12 protein-coding genes are annotated in these 15,585 nt (G+C 71.4%); 6 read left to right on the forward strand and 6 right to left on the reverse strand.

The features are described from left to right. Both NON00_RS16490 and NON00_RS16495 read left to right on the forward strand, forming a co-directional pair. Window positions 1–1,906, forward strand: a 1,906-nt coding sequence (locus NON00_RS16490; RefSeq protein WP_256023158.1) for a chemotaxis protein CheA, incomplete at its 5' end; no start/stop codon positions are given. Continuing rightward, complete coding sequence (locus NON00_RS16495; RefSeq protein WP_256023161.1) at window positions 1,906–2,151, forward strand: hypothetical protein; 246 nt, start codon at window positions 1,906–1,908, stop codon at window positions 2,149–2,151. The genes NON00_RS16490 and NON00_RS16495, both read left to right, overlap by 1 nt. 136 nt (window positions 2,152–2,287) lie before the next feature. On the opposite strand, the gene mntR is transcribed toward NON00_RS16495, so the two are convergent. Next, window positions 2,288–2,740 carry a manganese-binding transcriptional regulator MntR gene (gene mntR / locus NON00_RS16500; RefSeq protein ID WP_256023164.1) on the reverse strand — a complete coding sequence of 151 codons (453 nt, stop codon included), beginning with the start codon at window positions 2,738–2,740 and terminating at the stop codon, window positions 2,288–2,290. Window positions 2,741–2,816: 76 nt separating this feature from the next. Between mntR and NON00_RS16505 the strand changes: the two genes are divergently transcribed. Continuing rightward, window positions 2,817–4,169, forward strand: a complete 1,353-nt coding sequence (locus NON00_RS16505; RefSeq protein ID WP_256023167.1) for an Nramp family divalent metal transporter — start codon at window positions 2,817–2,819, stop codon at window positions 4,167–4,169. A gap of 90 nt (window positions 4,170–4,259) precedes the next feature. On the opposite strand, the gene pepT is transcribed toward NON00_RS16505, so the two are convergent. The 4 genes from pepT to NON00_RS24930 all read right to left on the reverse strand — a co-directional run bounded on the left by pepT (window position 4,260) and on the right by NON00_RS24930 (window position 10,115). Further along, window positions 4,260–5,492, reverse strand: coding sequence for a peptidase T (gene pepT, locus NON00_RS16510; RefSeq protein WP_256023169.1), 1,233 nt, complete (start codon window positions 5,490–5,492; stop codon window positions 4,260–4,262). 127 nt (window positions 5,493–5,619) lie between these two features. Then, the gene (locus tag NON00_RS16515) at window positions 5,620–6,657 is read right to left on the reverse strand and encodes an amino acid ABC transporter substrate-binding protein (protein ID WP_256023171.1); all 1,038 of its coding nucleotides are present in this window, start codon (window positions 6,655–6,657) and stop codon (window positions 5,620–5,622) included. A 181-nt stretch (window positions 6,658–6,838) separates the two neighbouring features. Continuing rightward, entirely contained in the window at window positions 6,839–8,161 is a 1,323-nt protein-coding gene (locus NON00_RS16520) for a sigma-54 dependent transcriptional regulator (RefSeq protein ID WP_256023174.1), read from the reverse strand. Continuing rightward, on the reverse strand, window positions 8,154–10,115 hold the full coding sequence (locus NON00_RS24930; RefSeq protein ID WP_256023176.1) for an ATP-binding protein: 1,962 nt from the start codon (window positions 10,113–10,115) through the stop codon (window positions 8,154–8,156). Before NON00_RS24930 ends, NON00_RS16520 begins: the two co-directional genes overlap by 8 nt. A 523-nt stretch (window positions 10,116–10,638) precedes the next feature. On the opposite strand from NON00_RS24930, the gene NON00_RS16530 reads away from it, so the two are divergent. The 3 genes from NON00_RS16530 (at window position 10,639) to NON00_RS16540 (ending at window position 14,290) form a co-directional block, all read left to right on the forward strand. Continuing rightward, window positions 10,639–11,355, forward strand: a complete 717-nt coding sequence (locus NON00_RS16530) for a 4Fe-4S dicluster domain-containing protein (protein ID WP_256023178.1) — start codon at window positions 10,639–10,641, stop codon at window positions 11,353–11,355. Window positions 11,356–11,547: 192 nt separating this feature from the next. Then, window positions 11,548–13,029: an FAD-binding protein gene (locus tag NON00_RS16535; RefSeq protein ID WP_305123399.1), complete on the forward strand. Its 1,482-nt coding sequence runs from the start codon at window positions 11,548–11,550 to the stop codon at window positions 13,027–13,029. A 22-nt stretch (window positions 13,030–13,051) separates the two neighbouring features. Next, the gene (locus tag NON00_RS16540) at window positions 13,052–14,290 is read left to right on the forward strand and encodes an NADH-quinone oxidoreductase subunit F (RefSeq protein ID WP_256023180.1); all 1,239 of its coding nucleotides are present in this window, start codon (window positions 13,052–13,054) and stop codon (window positions 14,288–14,290) included. Between the two features lie 59 nt (window positions 14,291–14,349). Here NON00_RS16540 and NON00_RS16545 read toward each other — a convergent pair. Continuing rightward, window positions 14,350–15,585, reverse strand: a 1,236-nt coding sequence (locus NON00_RS16545; RefSeq protein ID WP_256023182.1) for an alpha-hydroxy acid oxidase, incomplete at its 5' end; no start/stop codon positions are given.

Here is a 15,585-nt window from a genome sequence, read left to right on the forward strand (position 1 = left end):
CGCCAGCACGCCGAAGGCCAGCCACCAGCGGCCATCCTGGCTGGCCTGCAGCCTGCCCCCGGCCGAGCGCGCCGCCGCCGAGGCCGCCGCCCGCGCCGCCGGCCGCCCGCTGGTGGCCATCGCCTACCAACCGGACACCGCCTGCTTCTTCCGCGGGGATGACCCGCTGCTGCTGCTGCGCCAGGTGCCGGAACTGCTGTGGCTGCGCATCGCCGAGCCCGCGCCCTGGCCGCCGGCCGAGGCCTTCGACCCCTTCGAGTGCCTCGTGGGCTTCCAGCTGCTCAGCCTCGCCCCGGCTGAGGATCTGCGGGAGCTGTTCCGCTATTGCGGCGCGGAGGAGGTGGCGATCACCCCCTGGCTGCCCGCCGCCACGCCGGAGGCGGCCCAGGAGGCGGAGGCCCCGCTGGCGATGGTGCTTGCGGCACAGCGGCAGGTCCTGGCGGAGCCGCTGGAACCCGCCCTGCTGCCGGGCCGCGCCGCCTCGGTGGCCGAGGTGCTGCGCCGCGTCGCCGCGCATCAGGGGCGGGAGGTGGAGGAGGCCGCCCTGGCCGCCGCCACGCAGGCCGCCACCACGGGGGAGACGGGGCCGCTGCTGGCGCTGGTCGAGGCGCTGCACCCCCTGCCGGCGCCCGCGGCCATGCCCGGCCCCGCCACACCCGGACTGGCCACCCCCGGCCGCGCCGCGCCGCCGCCCGCCGAGGCCCTGGGCGCCGCCGAGGCGCGCGCGCCGCATTCCACCACCCTGCGCGTCGATCAGGCCAAGATCGACCAGCTGATGAACCTCATCGGCGAGTTGATCGTCGCCAAGAACAGCCTCTCCTACCTCGCGCGCAAGGCGGAAGCCGGCGCCAGCGCGCGGGAGCTGGTGCGCGACATCAAGGACCAGCACGCCGTCGTCAACCGTCTGGCGGAGGATATGCAGGGCGCCATCATGGCGATCCGCATGCTGCCGGTCAGCCATGTCTTCCAGCGCTTCCCCCGGCTGGTGCGCGATGTCGCGCGCAAGCTCGGCAAGCAGGTGGAACTGGTGCTGGAAGGCGAGGAGACCGAGGCCGACAAGACCATGATCGAGGCCCTGGCGGACCCGCTGATCCACATGGTCCGTAACAGCCTCGACCACGGGCTGGAAACGCCGGAGGAGCGCCGCGCCGCCGGCAAGCCGCCCCAGGGCACCGTGCGCCTCAGCGCCGCGCCGCTGAATGAAAGCATCGTCGTCACCGTCAGCGATGACGGGCGCGGCATCGATCCGGAGCGGCTGCGGCGCAAGGCCGTGGAACGCGGCATGCTGGAGCCCGAGGCCGCCGCCGCCCTGGGCGATGCCGAGGCGCTGCGCCTGATCTTCGCCGCCGGCTTCTCCACCGCCGAGCAGATTTCCGATCTCTCCGGCCGTGGCGTCGGCATGGATGTGGTGCGCGCCACCGTCGAGAAGGCCGGCGGCTGGGTGGATGTGGAGAGCGAGATCGGGCGCGGCACCACCATCCGCATCACCATGCCGCTCAGCATGGCGGTGACGCGCATCATGACCATCGAATGCGGCGGGCAGCTTTTTGGCATCCCGATGGGCATGGTGGTGGAAAGCGTGCGCCTGCCCGCCAGCGCCATCCACCGCCTGCGCGACCGCGAGGCCTTCGTGCTGCGCGAGCGCATCGTGCCGCTGCTGCGGCTGGCCGATCTGCTCGGCCTGCCAGAGCCGGAGGAGGAGGCCGAGCAGGAGGATGCGCCCGTCCTGGTGCTGCGCGCCGGCACCGCCATTGTCGGGCTGGTGATCGATGCCTTCCGCGAGCGGATGGAGGCCATTGTCCGCCCGCTCGACGGCGTGCTGGCGGGGATACGCGGCTTCACCGGCACCACCCTGCTGGGCGATGGCCGCGTGCTGCTGATCCTGGATGTGGGGGAGTTGATCTGATGCCCATCCTCCTGAGCGAGGTGATGGCCGTGCTGGAGGGCCATTGCAGCATCGAGGAAGCCGAGACCCTGGCGCATGGCCTGCGCCAGATGAAGCGGCCACGGGTGGACCTGTCCGGCTGCACGCATCTGCATCTGGCGGTGCTACAGACCCTGCTGGCCTTCCGCCCCCTGGTGGCCGCCCCGCCCGAAGATCCTTTCCTGGGCCGCCTGATCGCGGGCCTGCCATCGCCGCCAGAGGATTGATTTCAGATTTCTTTCAGGCTGCCGCCGTCTGCCGTCCAGGCGGGCCGCCAGACTGGAAAAGTTTTTTGGTTCTTTTTTCCAAAAAAGAACGCTGTTCTTCTTCTCCAAGAAGACGCCCAACCATCATTATGACAAATCACCCCTGACCATCACGCCCGGCCAGAAAGGCCGCGAAAGCCGCCAGGGCCTTTCCGCTGACATGGTGTTCCAGCCCCTCGGCATCCTGCTCGGCGGTTTCGGCGTCCAGCCCGACGGCGATGAGAAAACGCACCACCAGCTCATGCCGGGCCTTGGCCGCCGCCGCCATCTCGCGCCCGGCCGGGGTCAGGAAGAGGCCGCGATAGGGCTTCGTTTCCACCAGCCCATCGCGTTGCAGCCGGCCAATGGTGGCCGTGACCGTGGCCTGGGACACCCCCATGCGCCGCGCCAGATCCACCGGCCGCGCCTCGCCCTCCGCCTGCAACAGGTCCGCGATCAACTCGACATAGTCTTCCGCCGTGGCGGTGCGGTCGGCCTCGCGCTGGAGGGCGAAGCGGGCGGCCTGCTCCTCGGCGGGCGGCAGGATGGGCTGGGTGGTGACGCGGCGCATACGGAAATCCAGGTTCAGGCCCCCTTGATAGGCGCCCCAACAGAACTTAGCCTACACTAAGATTTGGAGGCCGAGCATGAAAATCACTGCGGACGCCATAGCCCCCCCCGATTCCGCCGCCGCCCACGCCACCAGCCCCCCCAGCCTGCCCGAAGTGCACCGCAGTGTCGCCGTCCCCAATGCCGGCGGCTTCCTGCGCAAGCTCTTCGCCTTCATGGGGCCGGGCTATATGGTGGCGGTGGGCTATATGGACCCGGGCAACTGGGCCACTGCCCTCGCCGGCGGCTCGGCCTTTGGCTATACGCTGCTCTCCGTCGCCCTCGCCTCCTCGCTGATGGCGATCCTGCTCCAGGCGCTGTGCGCCCGCATCGGCATCGCAACGGGGCGGGACCTCGCGCAGCTTTGCCGGGAGCGCTTTCCGCGCGCCGTCTCCTGGCCGCTCTGGCTGCTGGCCGAGGCCGCCATCTGCGCCACCGACCTCGCCGAGCTGATCGGCACGGCCATCGCGCTGGAGCTGCTGTTCGGCATCCCCCTGCTGTATGGCGTGATGCTGACGGCGCTCGATGCCTTCCTGATCCTCTGGCTCCAGCACAAGGGCGTGCGCTGGCTGGAGGCGCTGGTCTTCGGCCTGATCGTGCTGATCTTCGGCTGCTTCGTGGTGCAGCTGGCGCTGTCCGACCCGGAATGGGGCGCGGTGCTGCGCGGCTATCTGCCCGCCACCTCGATCGTGACGAACCAGACCCAGCTCTACATCGCCATCGGCATCCTGGGTGCCACGGTGATGCCGCATAATCTCTACCTGCACACCGCCGTCGTGCAGTCCCGCGCCTGGGTGCCGGACGAGGCGGGCAAGCGCGAGGCCATCCGCTTCGCCACGCTGGACAGCAGCATCGCCCTGACCCTGGCGCTGCTGGTGAATTCGGCCATCCTGATCACCGCCGCGGCGGTCTTCCACACCAGCGGCAACACCGAGGTGGCGGAAATCCAGGAGGCCTACCAGCTGATGTCCCCGCTGCTGGGCAGCGGTCTGGCGGCGACGCTGTTTGCCGTGGCGCTGCTGCTGTGCGGCGTGAATGCCACCGTGACCGCGACCCTCTCGGGCCAGGTGGTGATGGAGGGCTTCCTGCACCTGCGGCTGCGCCCGGTGATCCGGCGGTTGATCACGCGGCTCATCGCCATTGTGCCGGCCGTGGTGGTGACCTGGATCCATGGCGAGTCGGGCACGGCGCAGCTGCTGATCCTCAGTCAGGTCGTGCTGTCGATGCAGCTGCCCTTCGCGGTGATTCCGCTGATGATGTTCGCCGGTGACCGGCGCCGCCTTGGCGCGCTGGTGGCGCCACGCTGGCAGCTGGTGGTGGGCTGGGCGATCGCCGCGCTGATCGTCGTGCTGAACGTGAAGGTTCTGGCCGACGCCTTCCTGGGCGACTGAACTTCCCCCGGCATCCCGCCGGCCTGAGGCGGGATGCCCAACTCCCAAAAGTCTTTTTGCTTCTTTTTCTTCAGAAAAAGAAGGTTCTTCCTACTCCGCTGCCAGGGCGCAGAGCCGCATCGTCACCCGGTACGAGTCCACGAAAGCGCTGACGGGCAGGAACTCGAAGCGCGAATGGAAGTTATGCGCCCCGGTAAAATAATTGGGCGTGGGCAGCCCGCGCGCCGAGAGGGCGGAGCCATCCGTGCCGCCCCGCATGGCGATGGCCTTGGGCGTGATCTGAAGATCGCCGAGCGCGCGGAAGATCAGATCGACGCAGCGCCGGTCCTCGCCGAGGGCGCTGCCGATATTGCGGTAGCTGTCTTCGATGCGGCAGGTGAAGCCGGCGCGCGGGTGGCGCGCCCGCATCGCGGCGACAACGTCTTCCACCCGCTGTTTGCGCGCGGCGAAGCTGGCTTCATCGAAATCGCGGATCGACATCTGCAACCGCGCGCCGCTCTGGTTGCCGGTGATGCCGTTGAACCACCAATAGCCCTCGCGCCCCGCCGTGTGTTCCGGCGTCTGCAAGGGATCGAAATGTCCCATCAGTTCCGCGGCGAGCAGGATGGGGTTGACCAGAACGCCCTTGGCCGACATGGGGTGCGCGGTGACGCCGGTGATATCGATCACCACCTGCGCGGCGTTGAAGGTTTCCCACACCACCTCGCCGCGCTCGCAGCAATCGATGGTATAGGCGAAATCCGCGGGGAAGCGGGCGAGGTCGAGCGCCTTGGCGCCACGCAGGCCGATTTCCTCATCCGGCACGAAGGCCACCAGGATATCGCCATGCGGCGTGCCGCCGGCGCGCAGCGTGTCCAGCGCCGTCATGATGGTGGCGATGGCCGCCTTGTTGTCCGCGCCGAGCACGCTGGTGCCGTCGCTGAACAGGATCTCCTCGCCATGGTAGGGCAGGATTTCGGGGTGATCGGCGACGCGCAGCCAGATATCCCGCCCGGCGTTCAGCAGGAGGTCCGCGCCCTCGAAGCGCAGGCGCTGCGGGCGGATCTCGGGGGAGAGGCCGACATCCACCGTGTCCAGATGCGCGATGAAGCCGAGGCGCGGCGCGCCCGGCACCGTGCCCGGCAGGCGCGCGGTGACGATGCCATCCTCGCTGCAATGCAGGTCCACCAGGCCGAGTTCGGCCAGTTCCTCCTCCAGCAGGGCGGCGAGGCGGAGCTGGCCCTGGCTGCTCGGCAAGGTCTGCACCGGCGCGTCGCTCTGGCTGGACACCGCGAGGTAGCGGAAGAAACGCGCGATCAGCTGCTCAGCGACAGGTTCGGACACGGGAAAGGCTCCGGCAGGACAGGGGCACAGGGCCGGAGAGTAGGCCGGGGTGGGCATGCGCACCACCCCGGGAAGAGGGAAGAAAAGAATCTTCTTTTTCTGAAGAAAAAGAAGCAAAAAGACTTTTTCAGCGAAGAGGGGGCGCGTAGATCAGGCCGCCCTTGTTCCACAGCGCGTTCAGGCCGCGCGGAAGGGCCAGGGGGGTGTCAGGGCCCAGGTGGCGGTCATAGATCTCGCCATAATTGCCCACCGCCTTGATGGCGTTGTAGGCCCAGCGGCGGTCCAGGCCCATGGCGGGGCCGAAATCGCCCGTCACGCCCAGCAGGCGCTGCACTTCGGGGTTCTGGCTTTCCAGCATCTGGTCCACATTGGCGCGGGTGACGCCCAGCTCCTCAGCGATGAACAGGGCATAGACCGTCCAGCGCATGATATCGAACCATTGCGGGTCGCCCTTGCGGACGGCCGGGGTCAGGGGCTCCTTGCTGATGATCTCGGGCAGGATCAGGTGTTCGCCGCGCGGCAGAGTGCTGAGGAAGCCGGCCAGCTGGCTGGCATCCAGCGTATAGGCATCGCAGCGGCCGGCCATGTAGGCCTTGCGGGTATCCTCGATATTCTCGAAGACCACGGCCTGCACCTTCACCCGGTTGGTGCGCGCCCAGTCGGCCAGGTTCATCTCGTTGGTGGAGCCGGCACCGACGCAGACCGTGGCGCCGTTCAGCTCCGCCGCATGCTTCACGCCGCTGTTGGCGCGCACGATGAAGCCCTGGCCGTCATAGAAGGTCACGGGGCCGAATTGCAGGCCCGCCGCCACCTCGCGCCCATGCGTCCAGGTGAAGGTGCGGGCGATGATGTCCAGCTGCCCGGATTGCAGCATGGGGATGCGGGCCTGGCTGGTCACCACCGTCCAGCGCACCTTGGCCGGGTCCCCCAGCACGGCGGCGGCGATGGCGCGGCAGATATCCGGGTCCAGCCCCTGCTGCTCGCCACGGCTGTCCGGCACGCCGAAGCCGGCGGAGCCGACATTGCCGCTGCAATCCAGCACGCCCTTGGCCCGCACATTGGCCAGGATGGGGCCTGGGCTGGCGGTCTGCGCCGCGGCCCCCAGGGGTGCCCCCAAAAGCCCGGCCAGCAGGGCGCCCAGAAGGGCCTTCGCAGTGTATCGCATGCGGTGCTCCAGAAATACGTCCAGGCCGTCCGCAGCGTCTCTTCTCCCGATGCCCCTGACATAGAAGAAAAAGAAAAACTTTTCCAGTTTTTTTCAGGCTGCCGCCGTCTCCCGACACAGCGGGACGCTGAACTGAAAAAGTTTTTTGGTTCTTTTTTTCAAAAAAGAACTCTCCCTTCCCCTAACTTCTTTCCTCAATCCCGTATTTCCGGATCTTGTCGAAAAGCGTGGTCTTGGCGATCTGCATGGCTTCCGCCGTGCGGGAGATATTGCCGCCCTGGCGGCGCAGTTCCTCGGTGATCAGGCTGCGCTCGAAGGCTTCCACGGCGAGGCCGAGGGGCACCGGCCCGCCGCTGCCCCCCTGCCCCACCAGCGGCCGCAGCCCGAGGACGAAGCGTTCCGCCTGGTTGCCCAGTTCCCGCACATTGCCCGGCCAGGAATGGGCCATCAGTTCCTGGACCAGGGCGTCCTTCACCTGTGGCGCCGGGCGGTGCAGGCGGGTGGCGGCCTGGGCGACGAAGTGGCTGAAGAGCAGCGGCACATCCTCCCGCCGCTGGCGCAGCGGCGGGAGGTCCACCGTCACCACGTTCAGGCGGAAATGCAGGTCGGCGCGGAACTTCCCCTGCGCGGCCAGCTCGGCCAGATCCGCCTTGGTCGCGGCGATGACGCGGAAATCGACGGGGATGAGGCGGTTGGAGCCCAGCCGCTCCACCACCCGCTCCTGCAGCACGCGCAGGAACTTCACCTGCATGGCCATCGACATGCTCTCGATCTCGTCGAGGAAGAGCGTGCCGTTGCGCGCGTGCTCGATCTTGCCGATGCGCTGCCTGGTGGCGCCGGAGAAGGCGCCGGCCTCGTGGCCGAAGATCTCGCTCTCGAACAGGGTTTCCGGCAGGCCGCCGCAGTTCAGCGCGACGAAGGGGCCGGTGCGGCCGCTGAGGTCGTGCAGGCAGCGCGCCACCAGTTCCTTGCCGGTGCCGGTCTCGCCCAGGATCATCACGTCGGAGGGCGTGGCGGCCACGTCCTGCACCAGGCCGCGCAACGCCACCACGGCGGGGGACGAGCCGATGATGCGGTTCTCCAGCCCGCCGATGGCGGCGATCTGCTGGCGCAGGCGGCGCACCTCCAGCGCCAGCCGCCGCTTCTCCAGCGCGCGCTGCACCACCCCCACCAGCTGCTCCGGCGTGAAGGGCTTCTGGATGAAGTCATAGGCGCCATCGCGCATCGCCTGCACGGCGGTCGCCACATCGCCATGGCCGGTGATGAGGATGACGGGCTGGTCCGCATCCTCCGCCACGATCTCGCGCAGGAAGCTCATGCCATCCGTGCCGGGCAGGCGGATATCGGTGACGACGACGCCGGGGAAGCCGCGCAGCGGCAGGCGCCGCGCCTTCTCGACGGAGTCGAAGCCCTGGGCCTGCAACCCCTCCAGCGCCAGGGCCTGGAGGCAGCCCAGCCGGACATCCTCGTCATCCTCGACCAGCAGGACCTCGATCTCACGCACGCTTGCTCTCCATCGCCGCGGCCGGCAGGCGGAGGGTGAAGACAGCGCCCCCCTCCGGCCGGTTGGCGGCCTCCAGGCTGCCGCCGAGGCGGCGCATGATGTCCGACGAAATGGCCAGGCCAAGGCCCAGCCCGCTGCTCTTCTTGGTGGTGAAGAAGGGCTCGAAGAGCCGTTCCAGCACCGCCCCGCTCATCCCCGGCCCATTGTCGGAGACGGTGACGCAGGCCGCCCCGCCCTCCTGCCACCAGCGGATGCGGATGCGCTTTTCCGTCTGCTCCGCCACGGCATCGGCGGCATTGCCGATGAGGTTGACGAGCACCTGCTCAAGCCGCACGGCCTCGCCCTGGGCCACCACGGCGGCGGGCGGCGGCTCCAGCACCAGCTGCACGCCGTCCTTCTCCAGCCGGTGGCCGAGCAGGGCCGCGGCGCTCTCGATGCGCTGGGCCAGCGGCAGGGGCTCGGCCTCGCCGGTGGAGCGGCGGGCGAAGGAGCGCAGCTGCCCCGTCAGCGTGCCGAGCCGCGCCACCAGATCGGTGATGCGGCCGAGGTTGAAGCGCACCGTCTCGGTATCGCCGCGCTCCAGGAAGCGCACGGCATTGGCCGAGAGGGTGCTGAGCGCCGCGAGGGGCTGGTTGATCTCATGCGCGAGGCCGGCGGAAAGCTGGCCGATCACGGCGAGGTTCTCGGTGCGGATCAGTTCTTCCTGGGCGCTTTCCAGGCGGCGGACGGCCTGGATGCGCTCCTGCACCTCGCGCCGCAGCCCGGCATTGGCGGCGCGCAGCTCGGCGCTGCGCTGCTCCACCTGGAGCTCCAGGTGGTCATGCGCGGCCTGGAGCGCCTCGCGCGCCGCCAGCCGCTCCCGCGTCGCATCGCGCCAGAGGCGGAAGGCGTGCAGCAGCACGGAGGCGAAGGCCACCATCACCATGGCGGCGACGGCGCGCGCCCAGGCCAGGCTGTAGAGATCCCCCGGCTCGCTGAGCACGGTAACGTTCATGCCGCTGCCCGGCATCTGGCGCGCCAGGGCCAGGTAGTCCTGCGCGGCGCCGCCCTCGCCCAGGCGGGCGAGGCGCAGCCCCTCGCCGAGGTCGCGCAGCGGCTGCCAGGGCAGGGCGGGTAGCGGGCGGTGGTTATATTGCTGGGTTTCTTCCAGCTTCTGCCGGGCGGCGGGGCTGAGGGGGCCGAGGGTGGCGTATTTCCAGTCCGGCACCGAGGCGAGGATGACGACATCATTCGCATCCGTCAGCAGCACGGGGTATTCGGCGCCGCGCCAGGGTTTTTCCAGCTGCTCCAGGTCGATCTTGATGGCGACGACGCCGAGGCGCCGCCCCTGCTGCTCCACCGCCGTGGCGAGGAAATAGCCGGAGGCGTTGTTGGTGGTGCCGATGCCGTAGAAGCCTTCCGTCCGCCCCGGCCGGGCGTTGCGCACATAGGGGCGGTAGGAGATGTCGCGGCCGAGGAAGCTGTCCGGCCGGTCCCAGTTGCTGGTGGCGACGATCTGCCCGCCGGGGTCCACCAGATAGGCCTGTTGCGCGCCGATGCTGGCGTTGAGCTGCTTCAGGTAGCGGTTCATCTCCGCCACGTCGCGCGCGGCGGGGGGCGCCTGGAGGAAATCCGCCACGTCGCGGTTGAGCGAGGCGGTGAGCGGCAGCAGGCCGAAGCGCTCCATCTCGCGCTCCAGCGCGCCGGCATGGAGGCTGATGCGGGATTCCATGGCGCCGCGCAGGTCGCGCAGGCCCGCCTGCAGCGTGTGCTCGAAGACCAGCCAGCCGGCCAGGAGGGAGAGCAGCGCCGCCAGGACGACATACAGGAAAAAGTCGCGCTGGCGCATGGTGACGACGCAGGGCAGCGCGGCGAGGGCTGCCGGATCGGTGCCGGGGGCGAGCCGGCAGCGCCCGCCGCAGCGGCCGCTGTAGCGGCAGGGGGCGGCGGCGGCGCGGGGGGAGAGGGCGTTCACGGCGGGGTTCCTGGCCCGGGCTGGGCTGGCACGGCGGCTAACGGGGCCAGGCGCGGGGCCGCCCGGCGCGCCGCGGCGGGCAGCACGGGGCGCAGCCTATCACGGGCGGGGCGGCGGGGGGGATGGGCGTGGGTGGCATGGGTGGCGGGCTCCGGGCGCGCGCCGGCGGCGGGCCGGGCGTGGGTGTGGGGGCGTGGGGTGGTGCCTGCAACCGCCATACCAGCCGCGCCCGGCCCCCGCCGGGGGCGGGAGGCGGCTGATTCCGCTTGGAAAAGCCGGGCATCCGGCGGAAGCTGCGTTCGGTTTTCCGACCGGCCCGCCCCCGCCGCGTCCGGAAAACCGAACGGCCCGGGGCGGGCATGGGCGCGGGAAGGCCCGGCGCCCCCCGGGCCGCATGCCGTATCGCCTTGGCCGCGCAGGGTTTTCCGCGCGTGGCCGGGTGCCGCGCGGCCACGGCACGGGGCTTGCGATACCTCCCCCGCCGCCGCTGGCCGGTGGCTGATCAAGGGAGCGCTGCCGCGCCATGGATGCTCACACCCCCCCACCCCCGGAGGCAGGCCCCGCCGCGGCGCCCGCCGCCGGCATCACGCTGGTCATCGACGGGGTGGAGATCACCGCCGCGCCGGAAGCCTCCATCCTCCAGGCCGCCGCCCATGGCACGGCGGCGCTGACGGCCAATATCGGCTGCATGGGCCAGGGCGTCTGCGGCTCCTGCCGCTGCATGGTGCGGCGCCAGGGGGAGCGGCAGGTGGAGACCCGCCTCGCCTGCGAGACGCGCGCCGAGGCGGGGATGGAGGTGTCCTTCATCGACTACTTCATCCCCGAGCACCGGCATGTCTACGACATCGCCGAGGTGACGGAGAGCTGGGGCCTGCTGGACCAGCTCAACGCCATTTTCCCGGAAGCGGCGCATTGCCGCCATTGCGGCGGCTGTGACCGCGCCTGCCCCAAGGGCATCGCGGTGCAGCAGGGCGTGGCGCTCTGCGTCGCCGGGGATTTCGACGCGGCGGCGCGCGGCTTCGACGAGTGCGTGATGTGCAACCTCTGCACCCTGGCCTGCCCCGAGCATATCCGGCCGAACAATCTCGGCCTTTTCGTCCGCCGCGCGACGGCGGCGCTGACGCTGCGGCCGATCGACCTGGTGCGCCGCCTGCGCGAGATCGAGCAGGGCGCGATGGCCGTCGAGATCCCCCCCGAAGCCGGTGCCGGCGCCGCGCCGGCCGTGGAGCACGACGCATGAGCACCCCCGACCTTCCCGCGCCCCTGCCCACCCCCCTGCCCGCTGGCATTGCCTATGAGCGCGCGCTGGCGGCGCTGCCGCAGGCCGCGGCGCTGCCGCCGCCACCGGCCAACCTCGCGACGCAGGCGCTGCTCGGCCGCTACCACCCGGACCATGCCGCCGGGGCGCGGGTGGCGCTGGCGATCGGCGCCAATGCGGGCGATCCCTGCCACCCGCGGCCCAAGGGGGGCCCCCCCCCCCCCCCCCCCCCTCGCCGCGCTGCTGCAGAGCAATGCGCTGCTCGACGATGCGGCGCTGGCCGGCGCCACGCCGCTGCGCGCCGATGTGCTGGTGCTGGGCGGCGGCGGCGCGGGAGCGGCGGCGGCGCTGGCCGCGGCGGGCGCCGGGCGGCAGGTGATCCTGGCCACCAAGCTGCGCATGGGTGACAGCAACACGGTGATGGCCGAGGGCGGCATCCAGGCCGCCATCGGGCCGGAGGACAGCCTGCAGCACCATTTCGACGACACGCTGCGCGGCGGCCACAACAGCGCCGACCCGCATCTGGTGAAGCAGCTCGTCACCGATGGCCCGGCGGTGATCCGCTGGCTGATCGGCCTCGGCATGCATTTCGACCTGGAGAAGGAGGCGGGGCTCGGCGCGCGGCTGCTGCGCAAGAAGGCTGGCGGCACCACCGTGCCGCGCATCCTCAGCCACAGGGACGTCACCGGGCTGGAGATGATGCGCGTGCTGCGCGAGGCGGTGGAGCTCCACCCGCGCATCACGGTAATGAACCGCTGCCCGGCGGTGGAACTGCTCTCCGATGATGCCGGGGCCTGTGTCGGCGCCGTGCTCTATGACCTGGAGCACCGCCGTTTCCTGCTGCTGCGCAGCCCCGCGGTGATCCTGGCGACGGGCGGCAGCGGGCGGCTGCATCTCGGCGGCTTCCCCACCTCCAACCACTATGGCGCCACGGCGGACGGGCTGGTGCTGGCCTACCGCATGGGGGCGCGGCTGCGCGACCTCGACTCCTTCCAGTATCACCCGACGGGCGTGGCCTGGCCGGCGCCGCTGGCAGGCGGGCTGATCTCGGAGGCGGTGCGCTCGGCCGGGGCGTGGCTGGTGAATGGCCATGGCCAGCGCTTCGTCGATGAGCTGCTGGCGCGCGACATCGTCGCCGCCGCCATCCTGCGCGAGATCGCGGAGGGGCGCGGCGTCACGCGCGGCGGGCGGGTGGGGGTGTTCCTCGACACGCCGGGCCTGCTGGCGCGCCAGCCGGACCTGCTGGAGACGCGGCTCACCGGGCTGAAGCATCTGGCGCACAAGGCCGGGTTCGACCCGCGGCGGGAGCCTTTCCTGGTGGCCCCCACGCTGCATTACCAGAATGGCGGCGCGGTGATCGACCCGCAGGGCGAGACCACCATCCCCGGCCTTTACGCCGCGGGCGAGGTCTCGGGCGGCGTGCATGGGCGCAACCGGCTGATGGGCAATGCGCTGCTGGAGATCATCAGCTTCGGCCGCCGGGCCGGGGCGCATGCGGCGGCGCGGCCGGTGGCCGCCTATAGCCGGGGCGGCATCGAGCATGTGCACCGCTGGCAGCGCGCGCTGGCCGCCGCCGGCCTGCCGCGCGCGCCGCGCGCCCCCCTTCTCTACCCCGACTACGCGCCCTTCTCGCTGCGCCAGCATGCCGCGGCGTGAGGGGCAGGCAGGAACCGCCATCATGGACACGCTGAATCAGGTGCTGCTGTACCCCGCCTTCCAACTGGGCGCCGATCTGGAGGGCTGGCTGGCGGCGGGCGGGGGCCAGGGGCTCATCGCCGCGCTGGCCGAGCCGGCGGCCATCATCCCCACCCTGCGCGAGGCCGATCTGCGCGGCATGGGGGGCGCCGGCTTCCCCACCTGGCGCAAGTGGCAGGCCGCCGCCGAGGCGCCGGGCGCAGGCAAGTTCGTCGTCTGCAACGGCAATGAGGACGAGCCGGGCACCTTCAAGGACCGCCACCTGCTGCGCTGGACGCCGCATGCGGTGGTGGAGGGCGGGCTGATCGCCGCGCTGGCCACGGGGGCGGCGCATCTCGTGCTCTACATCAACCCGCACCAGGCCGCGGCGGTGGCCGAGATGCGGCGCGCCGTGGCGCAGTGGCAGGCCAGCCCCTGGCTCGCCCGGATGGAGCGCGCGCTGGGCCACCCGCTGGACATCGCGGTGGTGGAGACCTCCGGCCGCTATATCGGCGGCGAGGAGACGGCGGTGATCTCCTGGCTGGACGGGCATTTCCCCTTCCCCCGCCGCAAGCCGCCCTTTCCGGCGCAGAGCGGCGTGGGGCGCGCGCCGACGCTGATCAACAACACCGAGACGCTGGCGCATGTGCCGCATATCCTGCGCCATGGCGCCGCGTGGTACCGCGCGCTGGGGATCGGCGCGGCGGCGGGGACGAAGCTCTATTCCCTCTCCGGCGATGTGATGCGCCCCGGCCTTTATGAGCTGCCGATGGGCACCAGCCTGCAGGAGCTGATCTTCGTGCATGGCGGCGGGATGCTGGAGGGGCGGGACTTCAAGGCCGTCTTCACCGGTGGCCCTTCCAACACGCTGCTGACGAAGCGGGACCTCGATGTGGCGCTGGATTTCGACTCCGTGCGGGCGCGGCGCTCGCGCCTTGGCACCGGGGCGATGATCGTGATTTCCGAGGGCACCAGCATCATCCGCAAGGTGGCCGAGTATATCGCCTTCTTCGCCGCCGGCTCCTGCGGGCAATGCCCTTCCTGCAAGGCCGGCACCTTCCAGCTGGCGCGGCTGCTGGACCGTATCGATGGCGGGCGCGGCACGGCGGAGGATCTGCAGGCGCTGGAGAGCCTGTGCCGCATCCTGCCCGGCAGCGGGCGGTGTGGCCTGATCGATGGCGCGGTGACGGTGGTGGAAAGCTCGCTGCACACTTTCCCGGACGAATACGCCGCCACCCGCTGACAGCGGGGTCCGGGGGGACCTTGTCCCCCCGGCGGGGGTAAGGGGGCAGCGCCCCTTTTTTACGTTTCCTGTCCGCCTCCGGACATTCCCGAAATCCCGCCCCGCCGCATCGCGGCGCAGAGCTCGGCGTGGAGGATGCGCAGGGCGCGCTCCACCCCCGCCTCGCCATCGGCGGCCAGCCCGTAGAGCCAGGCGCGCCCGACCAGCACGCCGCAGGCGCCGAGGGAGAGGGCCTTCAGCACATCCCCGCCGCTGCGGATGCCGCCATCGGCGAGCACGGCGCAGCGCCCGCGCAGGAGGCGCGCCACCTCCGGCAGCGCCTGGAGGGAGGGCAGCGGCTCCGCCCCCGCATCGCTGCCGTGGTTGGAGACGATGACGCCCTCCGCCCCGCAGTCGAGCGCCGCATGGGCCTCGGCCGGGCGCAGCACGCCCTTCAGCACGAGGCGCCCGGGCCAGAGGCCGCGCAGCCAGGCGACGGCCTGCCAGTCCGGCGCCGTCAGGCATTGCGCCTGGAGCCAGGGCAGCAGGGAGGCGAGGCCATCGCCCTCCGGCACCAGGCCGCGCAGATTGCCCAGGCTGCGATGCTCGGCGCGCAGCAGGCCCAGCGCCCAGCCGGGATGGGCCAGGATGTCGAGCGCCTGGGACAGGCTGAGCCCCAGCGGCAGGCCGCCGCCCTGGCCGAAGCGGCGCGGCAGCGGCACGGGCAGGCGCGCGCTCAGCGTCACCACCAGCGTCGCGCAGCCGGCGGCGCTGGCGCGGGCGAGGAGGGCGCGCATCGCCTCGCGGTCGCGCAGCAGGGGGAGCTGGAACCAGAGCGGGCGCGGCACGGCCGCCGCCACCTGCTCCACCGGCTGCACGGAGAGGGCGCTGAGGCAGAAGGGAATGCCCACACGCTGCGCCGCGCGGGCGCCGAGGATCTCGCCGCGCGGGTGGAAGAGCCCGGCGAGGGCGGTGGGGGCGATGGCCACCGGCATGGCGGCCTCCTCCCCCAGCAGGCGGGTGGCGGGGTCCGGCGTGGCGCCTGTCGGAGCGCCTGTCCGGGCGCCTGTCGGGGCGCCCGCCGGGCCGGGCTTCAGGACGAGGCCCGCCAGGGCGCGGCGATTGGCGCGCCAGCCGGGGCCTTCGGGGGTGCCGCGCTCGGCATTGTCGAGCAGCAGGCGGGGCAGGCGCCGGCGCGCCTGCTGGCGGAGATCGGCGATTCGCGCGCGGGGGGGGGGGGGGGGGGGGGGGGGGGGGGGGGGGGGGGCGCGGGGGGGCGGGGGGGGGGGGGGGGGGGGGGGGGGGGGCGGGGGCGG

Origin of the sequence: Roseomonas sp. GC11 (assembly GCF_024437745.1) — a bacterium.
Classification (GTDB): Bacteria; Pseudomonadota; Alphaproteobacteria; order Acetobacterales; family Acetobacteraceae; genus Pseudoroseomonas.